16 protein-coding genes are annotated in these 21006 nt (G+C 70.6%); 8 read left to right on the plus strand and 8 right to left on the minus strand.

Annotation, left to right across the window (positions count from 1 at the left end; genetic code table 11):
• Positions 1–22 precede the first annotated feature (22 nt).
• On the minus strand, positions 23–3007 hold the full coding sequence (locus ATC03_RS04675; protein WP_067873725.1) for a carbohydrate-binding protein: 2985 nt from the start codon (positions 3005–3007) through the stop codon (positions 23–25).
• A 185-nt stretch (positions 3008–3192) separates the two neighbouring features.
• Here ATC03_RS04675 and ATC03_RS04680 point away from each other — a divergent pair, with 185 nt between their 5' ends.
• From ATC03_RS04680 to ATC03_RS04700, 5 genes are all read left to right on the plus strand, one after another.
• Positions 3193–5454, plus strand: a complete 2262-nt coding sequence (locus ATC03_RS04680) for a glycoside hydrolase family 36 protein (protein ID WP_067873728.1) — start codon at positions 3193–3195, stop codon at positions 5452–5454.
• A 22-nt stretch (positions 5455–5476) separates the two neighbouring features.
• Positions 5477–6793 carry an ABC transporter substrate-binding protein gene (locus tag ATC03_RS04685; RefSeq protein ID WP_067873732.1) on the plus strand — a complete coding sequence of 439 codons (1317 nt, stop codon included), beginning with the start codon at positions 5477–5479 and terminating at the stop codon, positions 6791–6793.
• Between the two features lie 70 nt (positions 6794–6863).
• Positions 6864–7802, plus strand: a complete 939-nt coding sequence (locus ATC03_RS04690; protein ID WP_179947900.1) for a carbohydrate ABC transporter permease — start codon at positions 6864–6866, stop codon at positions 7800–7802.
• Positions 7802–8728, plus strand: a complete 927-nt coding sequence (locus ATC03_RS04695) for a carbohydrate ABC transporter permease (RefSeq protein WP_084003291.1) — start codon at positions 7802–7804, stop codon at positions 8726–8728. The genes ATC03_RS04690 and ATC03_RS04695 overlap by 1 nt, the downstream gene beginning before the upstream one ends.
• Positions 8729–8757: 29 nt before the next feature.
• Positions 8758–9828, plus strand: coding sequence for a LacI family DNA-binding transcriptional regulator (locus ATC03_RS04700; protein ID WP_067873735.1), 1071 nt, complete (start codon positions 8758–8760; stop codon positions 9826–9828).
• 60 nt (positions 9829–9888) lie between these two features.
• Here the strand turns inward: ATC03_RS04700 and ATC03_RS04705 are convergent, their stop codons facing one another.
• The gene (locus tag ATC03_RS04705) at positions 9889–11229 is read right to left on the minus strand and encodes an endonuclease/exonuclease/phosphatase family protein (RefSeq protein WP_067873738.1); all 1341 of its coding nucleotides are present in this window, start codon (positions 11227–11229) and stop codon (positions 9889–9891) included.
• Positions 11230–11458: 229 nt separating this feature from the next.
• On the opposite strand from ATC03_RS04705, the gene phoA reads away from it, so the two are divergent.
• Complete coding sequence (phoA, locus tag ATC03_RS04710; RefSeq protein WP_227820233.1) at positions 11459–12970, plus strand: alkaline phosphatase; 1512 nt, start codon at positions 11459–11461, stop codon at positions 12968–12970.
• Between the two features lie 99 nt (positions 12971–13069).
• Here the strand turns inward: phoA and ATC03_RS04715 are convergent, their stop codons facing one another.
• Entirely contained in the window at positions 13070–13465 is a 396-nt protein-coding gene (locus tag ATC03_RS04715; RefSeq protein ID WP_067873744.1) for a nuclear transport factor 2 family protein, read from the minus strand.
• Positions 13466–13532: 67 nt separating this feature from the next.
• Entirely contained in the window at positions 13533–14333 is an 801-nt protein-coding gene (locus ATC03_RS04720; RefSeq protein WP_084003292.1) for a DUF2306 domain-containing protein, read from the minus strand.
• Positions 14334–14552: 219 nt separating this feature from the next.
• Between ATC03_RS04720 and ATC03_RS04725 the strand changes: the two genes are divergently transcribed.
• On the plus strand, positions 14553–14996 hold the full coding sequence (locus ATC03_RS04725; RefSeq protein WP_067873747.1) for a VOC family protein: 444 nt from the start codon (positions 14553–14555) through the stop codon (positions 14994–14996).
• Between the two features lie 18 nt (positions 14997–15014).
• Here ATC03_RS04725 and ATC03_RS04730 read toward each other — a convergent pair whose 3' ends face one another.
• Genes ATC03_RS04730 through ATC03_RS04740 form a run of 3 tightly spaced genes read right to left on the minus strand, consistent with a single transcriptional unit; the run spans position 15015 to position 17537 of the window.
• Positions 15015–15659: a response regulator gene (locus ATC03_RS04730; protein WP_067873750.1), complete on the minus strand. Its 645-nt coding sequence runs from the start codon at positions 15657–15659 to the stop codon at positions 15015–15017.
• Entirely contained in the window at positions 15656–16837 is a 1182-nt protein-coding gene (locus ATC03_RS04735; RefSeq protein WP_067873752.1) for a sensor histidine kinase, read from the minus strand. The genes ATC03_RS04730 and ATC03_RS04735 overlap by 4 nt, the downstream gene beginning before the upstream one ends.
• A 4-nt stretch (positions 16838–16841) precedes the next feature.
• Positions 16842–17537, minus strand: coding sequence for a DUF2306 domain-containing protein (locus ATC03_RS04740; RefSeq protein WP_067873755.1), 696 nt, complete (start codon positions 17535–17537; stop codon positions 16842–16844).
• 286 nt (positions 17538–17823) lie between these two features.
• Between ATC03_RS04740 and ATC03_RS04745 the strand changes: the two genes are divergently transcribed.
• The gene (locus ATC03_RS04745) at positions 17824–20490 is read left to right on the plus strand and encodes a fibronectin type III domain-containing protein (RefSeq protein WP_067873757.1); all 2667 of its coding nucleotides are present in this window, start codon (positions 17824–17826) and stop codon (positions 20488–20490) included.
• Positions 20491–20575: 85 nt separating this feature from the next.
• On the opposite strand, the gene ATC03_RS04750 is transcribed toward ATC03_RS04745, so the two are convergent.
• The gene (locus ATC03_RS04750) at positions 20576–21001 is read right to left on the minus strand and encodes a BP74-related protein (protein WP_227820234.1); all 426 of its coding nucleotides are present in this window, start codon (positions 20999–21001) and stop codon (positions 20576–20578) included.
• Between the last annotated feature and the right edge of the window lie 5 nt (positions 21002–21006).

Here is a 21006-nt window from a genome sequence, read left to right on the forward strand (position 1 = left end):
CGCGTTCACTCGGAGCGGATCGCTACGAACAGGTGGTGCCCGGGTACTCGATCTCGAGATCGCGCGTCGCCTTCTTACCGTCGACGTCCGCCGTCAGGTGCACGCCGACGACTCCGGAGCCCACGGTCGCGAGTCGGGTGGTCAGGGCTCGCGACGAGCTCTTCTCCACCGGGATCGCGCCGAAGGTCGCCTTGCCGAAGTCGCTCGTGAGTTGCGCAACGACCTGAACCTCGTCGTCGTTGCGAACCGTGACGGACAGCACGGCCTTCCGCGCGATGCACCGCCACGCCGTCGAAACCGAGGCTTCGATCGTCGTTGCGGCCGCGACGGTGGTCGGTTCGCCCAAGGTGCGCGGCGCGAAGACGATGCGGTCGACGTTCGGGGCCCAGGCCTCGGCGTTGCCGAACCGCAGTGGGGCGTCGCCGGTCGACAGTGTCACGGGGATTGTGCGCTCCCAGAAGCTGTTCCACGAGTAGGTGTAGCGGAAGTAGGCGTCGCCCACGTGCTCGTCGCCCTCGCTCACGTCGAGCCTGCGGTCGACGACCTGCGGGTTGTAGGCGTGATCGCCCGCAGTCTCGGCGTTCGAGTAGTGCACCGTCACGTCGTAGTCGCCCGGCGCGTCGAAGCCGGTGGCCCGGTCGATCTCGATGGCGCCGGCGCCGTTGCCCACGTTGCCGGCGAAGGCTCGGCCCGAGGCGTTCGTGCCCGTGCCATCGGCGAGGGTCGTCGCCGAGGCCCCGCCCACGAGCCTCGCACCCTCGGCCTCCACCGAGACCTCGGCGCTGTCGGCCTCGCGTGCTCGCACGGTCGTCAGGCTCGAGACCGCAGCCCCTGCCGGCGAACGCAGCTCGATCTCGTTGATGCCCTCGACGAGGTGCACGCGCGTGGTCGAACGCCAGTCGCCCGCGCCGCCGACGCCCATGGCGGGCGTGGGCTGCCCGTTGACGTCGAGCGTCAGCTCGGAGGCATCCGTCGTCGACCATTCGGTCACGAGGTCGTAGTAGCCGGTCTCCATCGCGGTCGCGTAGAGGTCGGCCCGTTCGTCGCCGGCGATCGACGCGGCCCCGGCGTGCGCGCCGCTCCAGTCGAGCGCCGCACCGCCGACGAGGCGGAACCCGCTCGCCGGATACGCGGTCGGCTCACCCTCGCCGACCGAGGTCAGCGACACCTTGTCGAGCGTGATGTCGGAGTTCGGCAGTCGGTTCACGCCATCGGCGCTCGCGCGGACCGAGAGCGTGTGCGTGCCGGCCGTCAGGTCGACGAGCAGCTCGGCGCTGCCGCGGTACTGCCACCGACTCGTCGCGTTGAGCGCGAGGTCGGCCGTGTACTGGATGGTGCCCGCCGATGCCCCGTCGACGAAGAGCGCGTGCCGGCCGGGAACCCCGGGAGCGCCGCCGATCACCTGCAGGCGGTACGTGCCGTCGTGCGGAACCTCGACGGTCCAGTCGGCCTTCGACGTCGCCCGGTTGAACGAGCCGACGTCACGGCCGCCCGATGCGAGGAACTTCCAGCCGCCGCCGGCCTTCGGGTCCTGCGTGTACGCCTGCGCCGAGGTCAGCTGCATCGACTCGGCCTCGATCGACGAGGTCCAGGGCTGCGCGGCCTGCGTGGCGGCGACATCCCGAGCCTGCGAAGGCGTGATGACGAGCTGGTACCCGGCGTAGCGGTCGTATGTCGGCACGTCGAGCCGGAGGCTGCCGGCATCGAGCGGCGCACCGTCGACCGCCGCGACGACGCGCGGGGTGTCGGCCAGGCCCTCGGCGCCGGTCAGTGCGACCTCGCGGACCTCGAGGTCGACGGCGTCGCCGAAGACGGCCGGGTCGAGGCCGCTCAGGTCGAGGGAGACGTCTCGGTCGGTGCCGCCCCAGAGCACGGTCGCCCGGCGGTTCTCGTCATCGACGGCGCCGATGCCCTGCAGCGTGTCGACGCCGTTCGGCGTGGGCGGCGCGACCTGCACGGTCTCGCTGCCCGCCAGGTCGCCGTACCACTTGAACATCCACCAGCCCGCGTTCGCCCCGTTCGGGCGTGCGCTGTTGTCGGAGAAGTTGCCGGCGTAGTTCCAGTACGCGGTCTGGGCGTCGACCTTCGTGTCCTCGAACATCGTGAACCACTGGATGAGCTGGCCCGGAACGCCCATGTCGCGCAGCATCCCGTACTCGGTGATGTTCACGTGGATGGGGTCGATGCCGAGCGACTCTTCGAGGGCGCGGTAGTCGGCGAAGTTCTGCCGGTAGTGCGCGAGGTTGTCGATGCCGAGCTCGTGCCAGATGAACACGTCGGGGAGCGACCCGTTCGCCTTCGCGAACTCGAGGATGTCGCGGCTGCGCTCGGGCTGCCAGCGCGTGTCGCCCGGGCCGCCGATGCGGGCGTGGCCGAGGCCGTGGCGAGCCCACACCTCCTGCACCTTGTCGAACGTGGACTGCCAGTCGTCGAGGAACTGCGCCCTCTGCGTCGACCAGTTCGGATACCAGTTGCCGCCATCGGGCTCGTTGAACGTGATGAACACGTAGTCGTCTGGGCGCGCCGAGTCGGTCGCCACCGCTTCGGCGACGAACTCGACCACCTCGAGGTAGTCCCAAACGCCGTTCGGCGTGTTCGTGTAGGTGCCGTCGGCCTGGTTGTACGTGCGATCGTCGCCCGGGCGACGGCCGCCGTTATACGACCAGTCGGGGTAGTAGTCCTGCACGTAGATGTACATGTCCTCGCCGTGCTTGGCGAAGAAGCCGTCCTCGACCTTGATCGCGTCGCCCGACGGATGCTGCGTGCCGTACGGGGCCTTCTGCGACGTGTTCGTGATCGCGGCGCCGTCGATGAGTGCCTGCGTCGGCGCCCCCTCGTCGCCGAAGCCGTAGAGCGTGCCGGTCGCCCCACCGCGGAACTCGCCCGTGCTCTGCCCGAAGTCGACGGAGAGCACCTCCAAATCCTCGGCCAGCGCGGGTTGCACGCCCACCCCCGTGATCGCGAGTGCGGCGACCGCCGCGGCCGCCGCCGTTGTCTTCAATCTCATCGTGTTGCGTCCCCTCTTCGTTGAGTCCTCTGTGCGGCGTACCGCACGGGGCCCGACGCTACCGGGGTCTGATAGCGATTTCAAGAAGAACTTGATAGCGGTTTCAGAATCGTCTATGGTCGCTGATGAAACCGCTATCAAGCGATCGGCATCCGGTCGCGAAATCCGCAATGACGAGGAGTGCCGTGAGCGATCTGCTGAGCTGGGGGAGCATCGCGCTCGAGTTCCGCTTCGAGTGGAACGACGACTCGCCGGTGCGCGTCTCGCAGGTCACGACCGGTGGTCGGGCGCACCCCGTGCACCGGGTTCCCCTCGTCGAGATCCTCACCGTCGCGCAGGGCAGCCTCCCCGCATCCGACCGCCTCGCGCACACCGAGCTGGGCTCGCTGCTCCGCTACGCGGGCCACGAACTGGCGGGCGACCGGTTGGTCATCCGCCAAGTCGGCGGCGGGGTCGAGGCGAGCATCGAGCTCGAGGCGTTCGCCGCCGCACCCTCGGCGATCCGCTCGTCGGTCACGGTGCGGGCCGTCGGCTCCGAGCCGGTCGTGCTGCGCGCCGTCGCATCCTGGACCGCGGGGTTCACCGTGCCGGCCGATGCAGGCGCGACGGGTAAAGGCGAGATCGACGCGACCGCGACCGACGCGACCGAGACCGACACGACCGAGACTGACGCGGGTGCGCCGGACACGATCGCGTCGCGCCGCAACCGCTCCGATGCCTTCGACGCACTCGACGGATGGGAGCGCATCTCGGGCACGAGCGACTGGCTCGGCGAGGGCCGCTGGTCGCGCGAATCGCTGCGCGGACCCGACTTCCCCGAACTCGCCGAGGGGCTCACCGGGCACGACCCGCGCGGCGCGTGGGCCGTGACCTCCGACGGCACGTGGTCGACGGGCCGACGCCTGCCGGTCGGTGGCGTCGAGTCGATCGAGGCGGGCCTGGCGATCCTCTGGCAGGTCGAGCACAACGGCGCCTGGCGATGGGAGATCGCCGAGGACACCGACGGCGGCTACTTCAGCCTCTCGGGGCCGACCGACACCGATTCCGCATGGACGCACGTGCTCGCGCCGGGGGAGTCGTTCACGACGGTGCCCGTCGCCATCGCGCTCGGCGCAGACTTCACGCAGGCCCTCGCGGCGCTCACCGATCTCCGCCGCGCGACGCGTCGACCGCACCCCGACAACGAGGCGATGCCCGTCGTCTTCAACGACTACATGAACACGCTCGACGGCGACCCGACGACCGAGAAGTTGCTCCCGCTCATCGCGGCGGCCGCCGAAGTCGGGTCCGAGATCTTCTGCATCGACGCCGGATGGTACGACGACAGCGGTCACTGGTGGGACACCGTCGGAGAGTGGGAACCCTCGACCACGAGGTTCCCGGGCGGCCTCGGCGAGGTCATCGACGCCATCCGCGCCGCGGGCATGACGCCCGGCCTCTGGCTCGAGCCCGAGGTGATCGGCGTGCGCAGCCCGATGGCCGACCGCCTCCCGCGCGAGGCGTTCCTGCTGCGTCACGGTCAGCGCATCGTCGAGCACCACCGCTACCACCTCGACCTGCGGCATCCGGCGGCCGTCGAACACCTCGACGGAGTGGTCGACCGCCTCGTGCGCGACTTCGGCGTCGGCTTCTTCAAGTTCGACTACAACATCAACCCAGGCGCGGGCACCGACCACGACGCCGATAGCGTCGGCGACGGACTGCTCGAGCACAACCGCGCGCACCTCGCCTGGTTGGACGCCCTGCTCGACCGGCACCCCGGACTCGTCATCGAGAACTGCTCCTCGGGCGCCATGCGCATGGACTTCGCCATGATGTCGCGCCTCGCGATGCAGTCGACCTCCGACCAGCAGGACTTCACGAAGTTCCCGCCGATCGCGGCCGCGGCACCCGTCTCGCTGCTGCCCGAGCAGGCGGCGAACTGGGCGTACCCGCAGCCCGGGATGTCCGAGGAGGAGGTCGCGTTCTGCCTCGTGACCGGACTGCTCGGGCGGTTCTACGTCTCGGGTTACCTCAACCGCATGGACGCGCCCCGACGGGCGCTCGTCGCCGAGGCGGTCGCGGTCGCGAAGTCGCTGCGCACCGACATCCGCTCGGGGCATGCGCACTGGCCGAGCGGACTCCCGGGCTGGGGCGACCCCTGGGTGAGCCTCGCCCTGCGCAGCGAGCACGACGACCTCGTGTCGGTCTGGCGCCGCGACGGCTCCACGTCGACCGAGCTCGCCTTCCCGCACCTCATGGGTGAGGACGTGCACGTCACGACCGTCTTCCCCACCGAACTCCCCGCCTGGCAGACCGCATGGGATGCCGCGACGGGAACCCTGACCGTGCGCGCGAACGACGACGAACTCGCCGCGCGCACCCTTCGCCTCACCACCGACATCCCGAGTCGGGCACAGAGGACTGCATCACAGCCGGTCACCGGACCCACCGGGCGCATCGGATAATCACACAGTAAGGAGCGATTCAATGAAGAACAGGTTCCGCGGCGCGGCCGTCATCGCCGCCGTCGCAGCACTCACCCTCGCCGGTTGTTCCGACCCCGGCGCAGGCGGCGGCGATTCCGCCCCCGCCGAATGGCCGGCGCAGGACGCCGACCTCTCGGGCACGACCCTCACGATCTGGGCCGCGCAGAACTCGAACACGGTCCCCGAGAGCGTGGTCGAGGGCTTCGAGAAGCTCACGGGCGCCGAGGTCGACGTCGTCACCATCCCCGACCCGTACGAGCAGAGCGTGCAGACGAAGGTCGCGACCGGTGACACGCCCGACCTCGCGTTCTGGCAGCCGACCGCCTCGATGCTGACCGCGCTCAACGCGTCGACCAACCTGCAGCCGCTCGACGACGCGCCCTGGCTCGACTCGTACAAGCCCGAGCTGCGCGACATCACCGGCATCCTCGACGACACCCGGTACGCCGCGCTCATCACGACCCCCGCGGTCGAGGGCGTGTACTACAACAAGGAGGTGTTCGCCGCGAACGGCATCACCGACGTGCCCGCGAACTGGGACGAGTTCGTGCAGGTCGGCCGCGACCTGAAGGCGGCCGGCGTCACGCCGTTCTTCGACTTCGGCGGCGGCACGCCGTGGGCGACCCAGTGGTGGGTGCAGGTGCAGCTCGCGGATGCTGCGAAGGACGGCCTGTGGGACCGCGTCAACGCGAACGAGGAGACGTTCACCGACCCGACGATCCAGGGGGCGATCGACACCTACGACTCGCTGATCCAGGAGGGGCTCTTCAACGAGAACCTCAAGACGGCGACCTTCGAGGACCAGGGCCCCGCGCTGCTCTCGGGCGAGGCGGCCATGGCCGTGCAGGTGAACTCGTTCTTCGGCCAACTGCAGTCGCTCGCCGACACCGCCGAGCTCGACGAGAAGATCGGCTTCTTCCCGATCTCGCCGAGCGGCAACGTCGGCACGTTCATCCCCGACCAGTCGAACGCCCTCGTCGCCTTCAAGACCGGTGACGCCAAGCGCGAGGCCGGAGCCCGCCAGCTGCTCTCGTACTGGCTCGGCGACGGCTACGCCGACTTCGTCGAGGCGCAGTCGACCGTGTCGCTGCAGACGGAGGTCGACTCGTCGGCCGAGGTGCCGCAGGCGCTCCTCGCCGTCAGCGACTCGCTCGCCGACTCGGTCGGATCGATGCAGGCGCTCGCGATCGCGAACCCCGACCTCTACCTCAACCTCGGCGACCTGATCCAGGGCACGATGACCACGGCAGAGGTGGGCGAGGCGACGCAGAAGCAGTTCGCCGAACTCGCCAAGGCGATCGGCGCCGCGGGCTTCTGACCCCCGCAGCCGTGGGGCGCAGGCATGCGCCCGCGCCCCACGGCTCCGCTCACTCGAAAGGCAGCACCGCATGACCACCACTCTGGGACTCTCGAAGGGCGCCGCCCGCGCCCGGGGCATCCGGGAGTTCTCGGCGAGCCCCCGCGCGAAGCAGGACCACCCGCTCTGGTTCCTCATCCCCGCACTGGTCGTGCTGGTGGTGTTCTTCTTCATCCCGACCGTCTTCAACTTCGTCTACGCGTTCACCGACTGGTCGAGCTTCAAGTCCGGCATCAACTTCGTCGGCTGGGACAACTTCGTCTCGCTGTTCTCGAGCGGACAGCTGCTCGGCGCGCTCTGGGTGACCCTCGTCTACGCGGTGCTCGTCGCGGTCTTCCAGAACGTCTTCGGTCTCGCCCTCGCGCTCCTGCTCGAGCGGGACACTCCGCTGAACCGGGGCCTCCGCGTCGCGTTCTTCATCCCCGTCATCATGTCCGCGCTCGCGGTCGGCTACATCTTCCAGGCCATGCTCAAGCCCGATGGGGCGGTCAACTCGATCATCGGCACGATCATCGGCCAACCCGTCGACATCGCCTGGCTCGGCAGCACGACCTGGACGATCGTCGTGGTCGCCCTCGTGCACGCCTGGAAATGGATGGGCCTGTCGATGCTCATCTACCTGGCCGGCCTGAAGACGATCGACGGCGACATCCTCGAAGCGGCCAAGCTCGACGGTGCCAGCTGGTGGACCACGTTCCGGAGCATCCGATTCCCCTTGCTGGCCCCCGCCGTCACGTTCAACGTCGCGACCGCGCTGCTCGGCTCGATGAACGGCTTCGACATCGTGCAGGCCACGACGGCCGGCGGGCCCGGCGGCACCACCGAGCTGCTCAACATCTTCATCTTCAGAACGTTCGGACAGGGCCTGTTCGCGCAGGCGACGACGATGAGCCTCGTGCTCTTCCTGCTCGTCGCGGTGCTCGCGTTCCCCGTCATCCGAACGCTTCGCAAGCGAGAGGACGTCCTCTGATGACCCTCACCACCGACTCCACCCGCGCGATCGTCACCCGCGGCGGCGACGGCCCCCGCGGTGCTCGCCGCACCCGAGTCGACCTGCCCGAGGGCCACGGCCGGCGTTTCCACCTCGGCCGCGTCGTGCAGCCCGTCGCCGCCGTCCTCACGGCGGTGCTGCTCCTCGGCATCCCGTTCTGGCTCGTCATCGTCACCGCGTCGAAGAACCAGGCCGAAGCGCTGAACCCCAATCTCAGCCTGCCGACCGAATGGCAGCTGTTCGAGAACTTCGCGACCGTCTTCACCGACGGCAAGATGCTGCCGGCGTTCTTCGGCAGCCTGCTCGTCATGGTGCCGTCGGTGCTCGGCGTGCTCGTGCTCGGCGCGATGGCGGCCTGGGTGCTCGCACGGCGTTCGAGCCGCGCGCTCGCGATCGTCTACGCGCTCGCGATCAGCGGCATCGTGCTGCCGCCCGCGGTGGTCACGATCGTGCTCCTGCTCCGCCAGCTCGGCCTCGCGGGCACGCCGATCGGCATGATCTGCGTGTACATGGGCATGTACCTGTCGACCGTGATCTTCTTCGTCACCGGGTTCGTGCGCACCATCCCGCCCGAGCTCGAAGAGGCTGCCCGCGTCGACGGGGCGTCGCCTGTGCGCGTGTTCGTCACGATCATCCTGCCGCTGCTCATGCCCGTGCTCGCCACGGCGACGATCCTCATCTGCCTCTACATCTGGAACGACGTGTTCTACGCGCTGTTCGTGGTCGGCGGCCGACTCGACACGCTGCCGCTCAACCTGTACCAGGTCGCGAGCTCGGGGCTCTATCTTCAGAACTGGCACCTGATCTTCGCGTACATCATCCTGATGAGCCTGCCGCTGCTGATCACGTTCATGATCGCCCAGCGCAAGATCATCTCCGGCATCACCAGCGGTGCCGTGAAGTGAAGTCGGGTCCTCGAACGAACGGGTCTCGCATGAACACCAAGAACGCCACGATCGCGGATGTCGCGGCGCGGGCCGGTGTCTCGGTGCCCACCGTCTCGCGCGTGCTCACGGGGGCCGCCCGCGTCAGCCCGGCCAAGGTCGAGCGCGTCGAGGCGGCCATCGCGGAACTCAACTTCCGGCCGAGCGCCGCGGCCCGTACGCTCGCGTCGCGTCGTTCGCAGGTGATCGCCGTCATCGCCGGCGACACCTCTCGATACGGCTACGCCGAGACCATCCGCGGCGTGGAGGTGGCGGCACGGGCGGGCGGGTACACCGTGATGATCACGGTCGTCGAGTCCGCCGACGACGAAGAGGTCGACCGGGCGATCACGGCCACCATGACGCAGTCCATCGCGGGCGTCGTCGTGCTGAAGTTCGACCCGCCCGGCGTCGCGGCGCTGAAGCGCCTGCCCGCGGACATCCCCGTCGTCGCGCTCTCGGGCGTGCGCGAGGTCGGCGTGCCGCAGGCCGTGCTCGATGAGGCACGCGCGGCCGAAGAGCTCACCGCTTTCCTGCTCGAACTCGGGCATCGGACTGTGCACCACGTGCGCGTGCCGCCCTCGCGGCGCGAGGACGGCCGCACGACCGGGTGGCGGCGTGCACTCCGCAAGGCGGGCGCACCGATCCCCGACACGCACGACGCCGGCTGGGAGCCGCGCACCGGCCTCGAGATCGGCCGACGCCTCGCCGACGACCCGAGCGTGACCGCCGTCTTCTGCGGCAACGACGAGATCGCGATGGGCGTCATGCGCGGCCTCGCCGACGCCGGGCTGAAGGTGCCCGACGACGTCTCGGTGGCGGGGTTCGACGACCACCCCCTGGCGGAGATGTGGTCGCCGCCGCTCACGACGGCCGAGCAGGATTTCGCCGGACTCGGTCGCCGCGGCTTCCAGCTGCTGCTGCACGTGATCGACGACACCGGTGATCGCCTCTACTCGTCGGAGCGACCGCGGGTCATCCTCCGGGAGAGCACGGCGGCCCCGAACCCCGAGCGACTCGCAGCCGGCGCCGCAGGTGCAACGGTGGCCGATGACGCAGGCCGCGCGGCACGCGGCGCCTGAACAGTCGGCCCGATCGACCCGTCGGGTCGAAGGGTCCTCGCGCCGACCGCAGGCAGTGACTCAGCTGATCCAACCGGTCCAGCCGGGCACGCGAAGGTCGACCCAGGTGAGGCGGTGGTCGCTGCTCGGGAATGGGTAGACCCCGGTGAGCCGCGACAGCGGGTCGGCGGTCACGGGCCAGAAGACACCGGCATCCTGCACCTTCAACAGCACGCGCGACGGCAGCACGTAGTCGGCGCGAAGGTTGCCGGGCGCGCCGTCGGCGAAGTCGGCGGTGTCGTAGCGCGGGTCGCCGGCGTGCGTCGCGTTCGCGCCACCCTGCAGCGCGGATGCCTCGACGGCGCCCTCGGAGGTCGGCAGCGGGTCGGTGATGCGACGGTTGTCGAGCAGCTGGTCGATCGCCGCGTCGACCGAGTCGCCGTCGACCGGGTCGGCGTTCTGGTCGCCCAGGATCACGAACGGCTGCGTGATGCCGAGCCCGCCGCGATGCCCCTGGTCGTCGACGATGTACCGGCCCTTGCCGGGCGAGACGTAGTCCGACCAGAACCGGATCTCGTCGTGGTTGCGCTTGCCGTTGCGGTCTTCGGCGCCGTCGAAGGTCGGGGGAGTCGGATGCGACGCCAGCACGTGCACCGTCGAGCGGCCGACCTTGACCGGCACGTCCCAGTGCGACTTGCTCGACAGCCGCACGACCTCGAGCTCCTCTGGCGTGTACCAGTCGTTCGCGGCCGGCGTGGCGGGGTCGTCGGGCAGCAGCGCACCGGGCATGTCCTTCCAGAGGAAGTTCTGGAAGGTGCGCACCTGCGAGGTCACGATCGGGAACTTCGAGAGCACGACCATGCCGTACTGCCCCTCGAACAGGCCGAAGCCGAGCGCGTCGTCGCCGCCGCCGACGGTGCCGTCGTTGTTCAGGTCGAAGCCGCTCGGTACGCCCGTGTTCGACGGTGCGACGAACGCGTAGGGGTACTCGACCGGGTCGGCGCCGCCCTGCGACACCTGGAGGTAGTTGGTGCGGAACAGGTCGGCCGCGCGGCCGTCGGGCACGTAGTCGAACTCGTTCAACAGCACGATGTCGGGATTCGCCCGCTGGATGACCTCGGCGACCGTCTGCGCCTGCACGTCATCGCCGGTGGACAGGTCGGCCTCGAGCTCGCCCGCCGTCGCGCGGTTCAGCGAGAGATTGTAGGTCGCGATGCGCAGGTCGGTCGACCCGCGCTGCAGCAGGTCGGCGATGCGCGAGTGCCGGTCGCCCGAGGGATCGTTCGACGTGGGGTCGGTCGACAGAGGGCCGGATGCCGCGGCCGGCGCCGCGAGGGCCGGCACGCTGCCGAGCGCGAGGGCGGCGACGGTGCCGACCGCCGCGGCGGTGAGGGTGATGGTGGTGCGTCGTCTCGTGGTCATGCGAAAGCTCCTTCGTCGGAGGGATGCGAGATCGGGTGCACCCACCAAGGTAGGGCGTCTGGCCCCCGTTCGGGGGGATTCATCCGTCGTTCCTGCGGAGTTCATCGGGATGTCCACGGGTACTGGTGCGCTTGCTCCGGTCGCTCGCCGAACCGGATCGCGGGCCACCGACGTCGGCTTCGACATCCGTTCCATCATCTGTTCCACATCCGTTCGAGGAGGAACCACCATGCCCTTCCGTCCCACAACCCGGCGCGCCATGACCCTGGCCGCAGCCGCGATCGGCGCTGCCGCGATCGTCGCCTCGTCGGTGCTGCCCGCTGCCGCCGTCACCCAGGCCTCGCCCGACGAGACCGGCGGCGCCGTGCGCCACAACTCCACGGGATTCGGCGACGCCGCGGACCTCGCGCGCTCGCTGCTGCCCGTGCCCGCCCGAAACGTCATCCTGCTCATCGGCGACGGCATGGGCGACAGCGAGATCACGATCGCCCGCAACTACCTCGTCGGCGCCGGCGGCCAGCTCGCCGGCATCGACGCCCTGCCCGTGACCGGCCAGTACACGACCTACTCGCTCTACAAGGACGGCGACCCGCTCGCGGGCAAGCCCGACTACACGCCCGACTCGGCCGCCACCGGCACCGGCTGGGCGACCGGCACCAAGACGTACGACAACGCGGTGTCGGTCGACATCCACGGTGCCGCGAAGAAGACGCTGCTCGAACTCGCGAAGGTCAATGGGCTGCGCACCGGCGACGTCACGACCTCGGAGCTCCAGGACGCGACGCCCGCCGTGCAGGTGGCGCACGTCGCCGCGCGCAGCTGCTACGGACCCGACAGCCCCACCTGCGGGGCCGACGCGCTCGTGAACGGCGGCGCCGGCTCGATCAGCGAGCAGCTGCTCGACACCCGCCCCGACGTCACCCTCGGCGGCGGTGCGACCACGTTCGCGCAGACCGCGAAGGCCGGCGAGTGGTCGGGCCTCACGCTGCTCGACCAGGCGAAGAACCGCGGCTACACCGTCATCACCGACGGAGCCGGGCTCGCCGGCGTGACCAAGGCGAACCAGGACGCCCCGGTGCTCGGCCTCTTCGCGGCGGGCAACCTGCCCACGCGCTTCGCCCCGACCGTGGCGACCGTCGGCGGCTCGGGCGCGGCGACCGGTGAGGTCTGCCAGCCGAACCCCGACTACCTCGGCGCCTCGGGCGTGACCCTGCAGAAGATGACCGAGAAGTCCATCGAGCTGCTGAACGACAAGAAGTCGAAGAAGGGCTTCTTCCTGCAGGTCGAGGGCGCCTCGATCGACAAGCGCGATCACGCCGCCGACGCCTGCGGCCAGATCGGCGAGACGCAGGACTTCGACGAGGCCGTGCAGGCCGCGCTCGCGTTCGCGAAGAAGGACCGCAACACGCTCGTCATCGTGACCGCCGACCACGCGCACTCCTCGCAGATCGTCGACGGCGCGACGCCCGGCCTCGGCACGACGCTCACGACGTTCGACGGCACGCCGCTGCGCATCTCGTACGGCACGTCGGCCGCCGGAGGCTCCCAGCAGCACACGGGCTCGCAGCTGCGCGTGGCGGCCTACGGCCCGAGCGCGGTCGGCGTGCTCGGCCTCACCGACCAGACCGACACGTTCTTCACGATCGCGAACGCGCTGAAGCTCGACACCGGCGTGAAGGTCGGCTGGCCGCTGCCGAAGGGCGCGCAGGCGACCAAGCCGTGGGACAAGCGCCGCGGCTGAACTGCGCCGGCTGATCGGTCGGGCTTCGAGCCCTGATCGAACGCAGGGTGCCCCGCCCGTCGACTCGACGGGCGGGGCACGCTGCGTTCGGCGGCCCCGCTACCCGGCGTGGTCCGCGTGCCGGTGCACGACGTGCCAGCCGTCGGACTCGTGCCGGTAGACCTGCGTCGCGCGCAGCGTGAAGGTGCGCGGCTCGCCGTTGATCGAGGTCGACACGCGCTCGTAGCCGACGGTGTAGGCGAGGTCGCCGACCACGTCGAACGAGATCAGGTCGAACGCGTAGTCGGTGCAGTTCGAGAAGCTTGCCGCGAGCACCTCGAACGCCTCGACGAGCTCGGCCCGATCGGTGGCGTTGCGCCAGGCGCCGAGCACGCCGACGGGCTCGTGCTCCGACCAGGTCGCGCGGCGCGGCCCGTCGTCTCCGTCGTACATGGCGCGCTCGGCTCGCACGAACTCGCTCTGCACCCACACCAGGAACTGCTCACGGTCGCTCATGAGTTCAGGATCCTCCGGTCGGCGGCCGGGCACAATCATCCGTCGCGCGCCGCCCCTCAAGTGCCGCTCAACTGCCGCTCGCGACGAGCGTCGCCGGCCGGAACCCCGGCAGCCCGCGACGCGCGATGAGCCACTCGGCGACCACGAGGTTCGGCAGCCAGCAGAGGAACGGCACCACGGCGTAGGCGTTCGCGAAGACGGCGTCGAAGTCGAAGGCGCCGGTCGTGAACGGCACCTGCACGAGGATGAGCAGCGGAATCCAGATGCGCAGCGTCACGGCCGCGTAGGTGAGCGAGAAGTTGCGCATCATCCAGGCGCGGTGGCTCGCGACATCCCCTCGCCGGATCGAGCGGTAGCCGGCCCAGCCGGTCGCGAGCCACAGCAGGCCGAGCGTGCCGAAGCCGAAGAGGCCCACGAGGCCGGCGTCGTTCACGGGCGCGATCACGAGCCCCGCGAGCCCCGCGACGCCGACGGCCGTGAGGTAGCCGCGGCCGGTCCAGCGGTGCACGCGCGGATGCCGCGTGCGCAGGCCCCGCCAGAACTGCAGCGGGCCGACGACGAGCGCGAACCCGCCGCCGACGATGTGGACGTACAACGCGAGCTGGATCGGCCACGGCTGATCGGCGTAGTTGCCCGCGAGCCCGCCCGACGGCGAATCGGCGAGCGACCGCAGCGAGGCCGTGAGGTAGGGCGTCACGGCGAACGCGGCGATCGCGAGCGACGAGAGCAGCACCCAGGTCCAGGCGATGCGCGTGCCGAGGCGGCCCCTGGGTGGGGGTGCCGACGCGGCTGGGGCGATGCGTGCGGTGGTGCCTGAGCGGTCGGATGCCGCGGGCGGCTGCGATGCGCCGGTGCTCGTGGTGGTCATGGTCGCACGGTACGAGCGCCCGCCCGGCGCGCATATCGGGTCAACCCCCGAGTCGGACCGGGGGTCGGGGGTCGCTCCGGCTTCGCCGGTCGAGGAGGCGCGCCAGGGCCGTCTCGAGACCAGCGAACCCCGCCGGCGTCCCGCTGGGCTCGAGACGCTTCGCTCCTCGACCGGCGGGCGCTCCTCGACCGGCGGCGGGGAACCGCGCACAATGAGTGCATGGCAACCGAAGACGTGAACGAGAACCCGTCCGGCGCGAGCAGGGCACCTGGCGTGCGGCAGCTGCGGCTCGTGGTCGAGGCCGAGGACTTCGAGCAGGCGCTCGCCTTCTACCGCGACGTGCTCGGCATGTCCGAGCAGGAGGCGTACGACGGCGACGAGGGAGCCCGGGTCGTGATCCTCGACGCCGGCCGCGCAACGCTCGAACTGTCGAATCCGGCGCAGGTGCGGTTCATCGATCGCGTCGAGGCCGAGGGGCAGCGGAGCGACCGGCTGCGCGTCGCGCTCGAGGTCGACGACAGCGCGGCGACGACCACCGAGCTCATCGAGGCCGGTGCCGAGCTGATCGCCGAGCCCCGCGAGACGCCGTGGCGTTCGGTGAACGCGCGCCTGCGCGGGCCGGCCGGGCTGCAGTTGACGATCTTCCAGGAGCTCGACGACTGATCGCGGGGCCTCCGGTCGCTATCGTCGGGCGTCGGTCGCCCAGATCGCCAGCTCGACGCGATTGCGGGCGCCGATCTTGGCCATGATGCTCGCGATGTGCGTCTTCACCGTGCTGAGCGAGATGTGCAGCTCGCGCCCGATCTCGACGTTGCCGAGCCCGCGGGCGACCGCAGCCGCGACCTCCTGCTCGCGATCGGTGAGCGGGGTCGTGGGTGCCGCCCGCGGTTCGGGTGCGGTGCCCGCGAACGCCTCGATGAGCCGCACGGTCACGTTCGGGTCGATGAGCGCGTCGCCCCTGGCGGCCGCGTGCACGGCCTCGCGCAGCAGCACGGCCCCGGCGTTCTTCAGCAGGAATCCGCGGGCGCCGGCACGCAGCGCCGCGTACACGTACTCGTCGAGATCGAACGTCGTGATCACCACGACGGGCATCGGGTCGGCGACGCCGGGCCCCGCGAGCTCGCGCGTCGCCGCGATGCCGTCGGCCACCGGCATCCGGATGTCGAAGAGGCACACGTCGGGCCGCAGCGAACGTGCCATCGCCACGGCCTCGCCGCCGTCGGCCGCCTCGCCCACGACCTCGATGTCGGGCTGCGCGTCGAGGATCATGCGGAGACCCGTTCGCACGAGTTCCTGGTCGTCGGCGATGAGCACGCGCACGGTCATGCCGTTCCTCCAGTCCAGGCGGCGCGCGGCAGCACGGCCGAGACCCGCCAACCGCCCGCGTCGTCGGTGCCCGCGGCCGGGCCCGCCGCGCAGGTGCCGCCGAGCAGCGTCGCGCGTTCGACCATGCCCGTGATGCCGTATCCGGGGCGAGCGGATGCCGCGGGCCGCCCGTCGTCGCGGACCTCGAGCCGCACGCCGGACCCGTCGACCTGCACGGCGACGTCGACGCGGGTCGCGTCGCGCGCGTGCCGGCGGGCGTTGGTCACCGACTCCTGCGCGAGGCGGAACACGGCCGCGCCCACGGCGGGCGGCAGCGACTCGTGATCGCCGTCGACCGTCACGTCGACGTCGAGCTCGCCGGGCCCGGCAGCGGATGCCGCGAGCCGCCGCACATCGCCCGCCGACGGGGCCGGGGTCCGCTCCGCGGCGTCGACGCCCGCCGGCACCGCTCCGCCGTCGCGCCGCAGCACGCGCACCATCGCGCGCATCTCGTCGAGGGTGCGAGACGCCTCGGCCTCGATGGTGCGCAGCACGCCGGCCGCGGCATCCGGTTGCGTGGTGGCCACGGCGAGCCCGGCCTGCGCCTGGATCGCGATCGCCGAGACGTGGTGGGCGACCGTGTCGTGCAGGTCGCGCGCGAGTTGCTCGCGTTCGAGCAGGCGCATGCGGTCGAGCTCGCGCGCCCTGGCCCCGGCGCGCCAGCGGAAGGCCAGGCCGAGCGACCAGGTCGTGACCACGACGGCGGCGCTGCCGATCGCGTCGCCGACGGTGGGTGCGCCCGTCACGAGGCCGATCGCCCACCCGCCGAGCGCGAGCGCGCCGCCGCCGAGCATGGCCCGGCCCGATCCCCAGCGCATGACCGCGTAGACGAGCAGCAGGAAGTAGGCGGTCGTGTACAGCTGCGGATCGCCGCCCGTGACCAGTCCGAACGCCGTGCCGGCGCCGAACGCGACGGCCAGCATCGTGAACGGGCGCGACCGCCGCCAGAGCAGCGTCGGCACGAGCAGCACCAGCGCGACGGCCCACGCCCAGCGCCACGGCACCTCGGATCGCAGCGCCGCCTCGACGACGACGAGCGGTACGAGCACGCCGACGAGCACCCAGTCGCGCCACACGCGCCGAGGCGGCGGCGGAACCGCGGCCGGCGCGCTCCACAGCGACCGCAGCGGGCTCGTCATGCCCTCATGATAGGCGCGCGGCATCCGTCGCCGACGGCACGTCGGAGGTCGCGATCGGCGGGCGTGGGCCGAACATGCCGCTTCGCGCCCTTCGGTGGATGACGACCTCGGCGACCGCGAGGTTGATCGCCCAGCCGAGCGCCATCAGCACGGTGTACGTGAACCGGTCGGGCTCGCCGACGAGCAGCGCCCACGGCAGGATCGTGAGCACCTGCGTGCCGGCGCCGAGGCCGATCGCGTAGGCGCGGGTCATCCAGGCGCTGTGGGTCTGCACGTCGCCGCGGCGGATCGCGAGGAACGCCACGACGATCGCCGCCGCCATCGCGGGTGCGAGCACCACCCTGATCAGCATGAGCGCGAACCCGCTGTGGTCGGGCAGGTCGTAGGCCACCGCCATCCAGAGGCCGGATGCCGCGGACACGAGTCCAGCGGGCGCCACGACCCGCCCGGCCAGCCGGTGCCAGCGTCGCCGCCGCAGCGACGGCACGAACTGCAGCGCACCGACGAGCAGGAACACCGTGGACCCGATGATGTGGGCGATCACGGGCACGGGAGAGTCGAAGAAGCGGGCGTTCTCGGCCGTGACCTGGGCGCCTGACCCGAGCTGCGCGAGGCGGCTGCTGCCGGCGGCCATGGGCACGAGCGTGAGGGCGATCAGGCCGGCGGGAGCGAGCCATTCGGTACGGCGACGGGTGGTCATGCTTCGATGCTCGCGTGCGGCCTCGGCGCGCGCATCGGCCGCGGAGCCGCCATCGCCTCAGCCGATCGGCCGATCGGGTGATCACCGTCGCGCGGGTCGCGAGGCTATCAGCATCCGGTGAACTCGGGGGTCACGGCGGCTTCACCCGGGGGCCATCCGGGGGCAAGGGCCGAGACATCCGGCCTCGCTTCGATGGAGCATGCCAGCGGGCGGCGGGCGGCGTACCTCGGGAGCGATCGAGGGGCGCCGCTGTTGCGCGCCCTCCCTCGATCGACGAAGGACCGACATGACGACGATGATGACGAACCAGACGCGACGGGGGAGGCGAGCCGCGGCATCCGCGCTCATGCTCGCCCTCGTCGGCGGCGCGGTCGCGGTGCCCGCCGCGGCCTACGCCGCGAACGACCCCGCGGTGCCGACCGCGCCGGTCGTGACGAGCGCGACCCCGTGGCGCTACCTCGACGACGGCACCGACCCCGTGAAGGGCGGCACCGACCTGCGCGCCTGGACCGGCGCCGCGTTCGACGACTCCGCCTGGAAGTCCGCGGCGGGCAGCTTCGGCGCCAAGGGCGGCAAGCTCGCCGCCGTCGGCCCGCGCATGCCGAAGACCCTGCTGAACCAGTACCTCGACGGCGTGAAGGCGCCCGACGTGCCGACGTTCTTCTTCCGCACGAGCTTCACGCTCGAGGCCGGCGTCGCCGATCGAGTCGACCAGGTCCTCGGCGACGTCGTCTACGACGACGGCGCCATCGTGTGGATCAACGGCCAGAAGGTCGCCGGCCTCAGCGACGAGCGGGTCACCGGCACCACCAACCAGGAGTACGCCGGCGCCGGCATGTCCGACCCGCTCGCCGCGAGCTTCGCGGCCGACGGCGACGTGCTCGTCGACGGCGTCAACACGGTCGCCGTCGCGCTCTACCAGGACCGCGAGACCAGCAGCGACATCTACCTCGATGTGACCGCGCTGCGGCTGACCGAGGCCGCCCCACCCGTCGAGCCCGTGAGCGCGCCGCCGTCGCGCGTCATCCTCACCCCGACCGCCACCCCCGAGACGTCGCAGTCGTTCTCGTGGCTCGCGGGCGACGCGACGCAGACCACGGGACGCGTCGAGATCCGCCCGACGGCCGGCGGCGACATCCGCTCGATCGACGCGTATGCGGCCGGCGCCGTGAACGGCAACCCGCTGCAGCACTTCTCCGCCACGGTCGACGGCCTCGCGGCCGGCACCGCGTACACCTACCGCGTCGGCACCGACACGGGCTGGAGCCCGTGGACCGAGTTCACGACCGCCGACCCGAAGGACGACGAGTTCCAGTTCGTCTACTACGGCGACGCGCAGATCGGCCTCGACACCACGTGGCCGAAGGTCGTGGCCATGGCCGAGGCATCCGCGCCCGACTCGATCGGCTCGGTGCACGCCGGCGACCTCATCGACAGCGCCAGCAACGAGACCCAGTGGGTCAACTGGTTCAAGGGCATGCAGACCTCGGCGGCCACGACGAACGTCATGGCGGCACCGGGCAACCACGAGTACTCGGGCGACAAGCTCCTGAAGTCGTGGAAGGCGAATTTCGAGTACCCGCACAACAACCCGACGACCGAGACCGTCGGCGCCCTCGCCGACCTCGCCGACGGTGACACCGACGTCGCGAAGCAGTACGCCGCGTACTTCGCCCACTGGACGCAGTTCGCCACCGAGACGGTGTACTTCACCGACTACCAGGGCGTGCGCTTCATCACGCTGAACGCGACCCGCGACGCGACCTTCCTGACGCCCGACAACCTCCCGTCGTGCGCCGGCGCCGACTGCCCGTCGACGAAGCTCTCGTCGCTCTGGCCCGAGTTCCAGGCCGCATGGCTCGACCACGTGCTCGAGCAGAGCCCGTCGAAGTGGAACGTCGTGACCTTCCACCAGCCCGTCTACTCGGCCTCCGAGGGACGCAACGAGCCCGAACTGCGCACGTACTGGGTGCCGGTGTTCCAGAAGCACGACATCGACCTCGTCATGATGGGCCACGACCACACCTACGCCCGCGGCTACAACAACGACGACGTCACCGAGACGGCCGGCATCACCGACGGCCCCGTCTACATCGTCTCCAACTCGGGCGCGAAGCACTACGAGCTCGAGACCGACGCGAAGAACGTCTGGACCAACAACAACGCCACCCAGGTGCTGCGCGGCGCCGGCGTCACGACCTACCAGGTCATCGACGTCTCGAACGACCAGCTGCACTACCGCTCGTACCTCGCGGAGAAGACGGCGGATGCCACGACCGACCTCCCGGTCGGCGCGGTGTACGACGAGTTCACCGTGACGAAGACGGATGCCGGCGAGAAGTGGGTCACCGAGGCGGGCGTCGAGCCGCCCGTCGAGGAGCCCGACACCACGCGCCCCGAGGTCTCGCTCGTCTCGCCGATCGCCGCCGGACCGTTCCGTGAGCTCGCGGTGCAGGTCGACGCGACCGACGAGCGCGGCCTCCAGCGCATCGTCGCGAACATCTATAAGGACGGCAAGCTCGTCAAGAGCACGCAGTCCAAGGTCGAGGGCGGCGCGAAGTCGGGGTCGCACAAGGCCACGGTCGCACTCGCCTCGGGCGACTACACGGTCAAGTACAACGCGCAGGACCTCGCCGGCAACATCTCGAAGACGAGCACCTTCGCGTTCACGATCGACTCGGTCAAGCCGACCGTCACGATCAAGGACGGCGCGGCCTACACGGTGCGGGGCGGCGACGCCGGGGCGTACTCGCTCGTCAGCTTCAAGCTGTACGACGCGGGCAAGATCGACAAGGTCGAACTGAACGGCAAGGTCAAGGACCTGTCGAACAACGCGTGGTCGGACGTGAACTTCGTCAAGCCCGGCACCTTCGGAGCGGTCGCGGGGCTCAACACCCTCGTCGTCTTCGACGTCGCCGGCAACACCACGACGCAGACGTTCACGCTCGGCTGAGTCTGTCTCGCACGATCAGGAGCAACGCGGATGCCGCGGCAGCACGTGCTGCCGCGGCATCCGCCGTTCGTGCTGCGCGCCCGAATCAGTCGAGTGGCTCGACGGCGGTCACCTTCGCGAGCCACGGGCAGTAGGTGTCGCTCGTGAGCGTGCCGTCCTCGACGTACTCGGGGAGGCCATCGCACACCTCGGTCGTGAAGTCCGCGAACTCGAGGGTGGCGGGGTCGATGTGCCAGGTCCACGGCTCGTTCACCGACGGGTCATCGCGAACGATCCGCCCGACCGGGATGGCGGGCACTTCCTTGCCAGCCAGCAGCGCTTCCGCGTGCTGCACCAATTCGGGCGTCACGAGCTCGATCTTGAACGTCTGTCCCTCGATCTCGAACGTGGCGACGCTCGGAGTGACCGTGTCGGCGGCCGGAACGCCGGTGCACCCGGCAAGGCCGAGGAGGAGGGCGACGGATGCCGCAGCCGAGATCGTCTTGCGCGCCGCGCCCGAGTTCATCGCCATGATGC

It is taken from the genome of Agromyces aureus (assembly GCF_001660485.1).
In the GTDB taxonomy this organism is placed as follows: domain Bacteria; phylum Actinomycetota; class Actinomycetes; order Actinomycetales; family Microbacteriaceae; genus Agromyces; species Agromyces aureus.

Excerpts from the sequence above, each read along its gene's own strand:
- ATC03_RS04675 (WP_067873725.1), bottom strand. The coding sequence starts at position 3,007 with ATGAGATTGAAGACAACGGCGGCGGCCGCGGCGGTCGCCGCACTCGCG.
- ATC03_RS04685 (WP_067873732.1), top strand. The coding sequence starts at position 5,477 with ATGAAGAACAGGTTCCGCGGCGCGGCCGTCATCGCCGCCGTCGCAGCA.
- ATC03_RS04690 (WP_179947900.1), top strand. The coding sequence starts at position 6,864 with ATGACCACCACTCTGGGACTCTCGAAGGGCGCCGCCCGCGCCCGGGGC.
- ATC03_RS04695 (WP_084003291.1), top strand. The coding sequence starts at position 7,802 with ATGACCCTCACCACCGACTCCACCCGCGCGATCGTCACCCGCGGCGGC.
- ATC03_RS04700 (WP_067873735.1), top strand. The coding sequence starts at position 8,758 with ATGAACACCAAGAACGCCACGATCGCGGATGTCGCGGCGCGGGCCGGT.
- ATC03_RS04705 (WP_067873738.1), bottom strand. The coding sequence starts at position 11,229 with ATGACCACGAGACGACGCACCACCATCACCCTCACCGCCGCGGCGGTC.
- phoA (WP_227820233.1), top strand. The coding sequence starts at position 11,459 with ATGCCCTTCCGTCCCACAACCCGGCGCGCCATGACCCTGGCCGCAGCC.
- ATC03_RS04715 (WP_067873744.1), bottom strand. The coding sequence starts at position 13,465 with ATGAGCGACCGTGAGCAGTTCCTGGTGTGGGTGCAGAGCGAGTTCGTG.
- ATC03_RS04720 (WP_084003292.1), bottom strand. The coding sequence starts at position 14,333 with ATGACCACCACGAGCACCGGCGCATCGCAGCCGCCCGCGGCATCCGAC.
- ATC03_RS04725 (WP_067873747.1), top strand. The coding sequence starts at position 14,553 with ATGGCAACCGAAGACGTGAACGAGAACCCGTCCGGCGCGAGCAGGGCA.
- ATC03_RS04730 (WP_067873750.1), bottom strand. The coding sequence starts at position 15,659 with ATGACCGTGCGCGTGCTCATCGCCGACGACCAGGAACTCGTGCGAACG.
- ATC03_RS04735 (WP_067873752.1), bottom strand. The coding sequence starts at position 16,837 with ATGACGAGCCCGCTGCGGTCGCTGTGGAGCGCGCCGGCCGCGGTTCCG.
- ATC03_RS04740 (WP_067873755.1), bottom strand. The coding sequence starts at position 17,537 with ATGACCACCCGTCGCCGTACCGAATGGCTCGCTCCCGCCGGCCTGATC.
- ATC03_RS04745 (WP_067873757.1), top strand. The coding sequence starts at position 17,824 with ATGACGACGATGATGACGAACCAGACGCGACGGGGGAGGCGAGCCGCG.
- ATC03_RS04750 (WP_227820234.1), bottom strand. The coding sequence starts at position 21,001 with ATGGCGATGAACTCGGGCGCGGCGCGCAAGACGATCTCGGCTGCGGCA.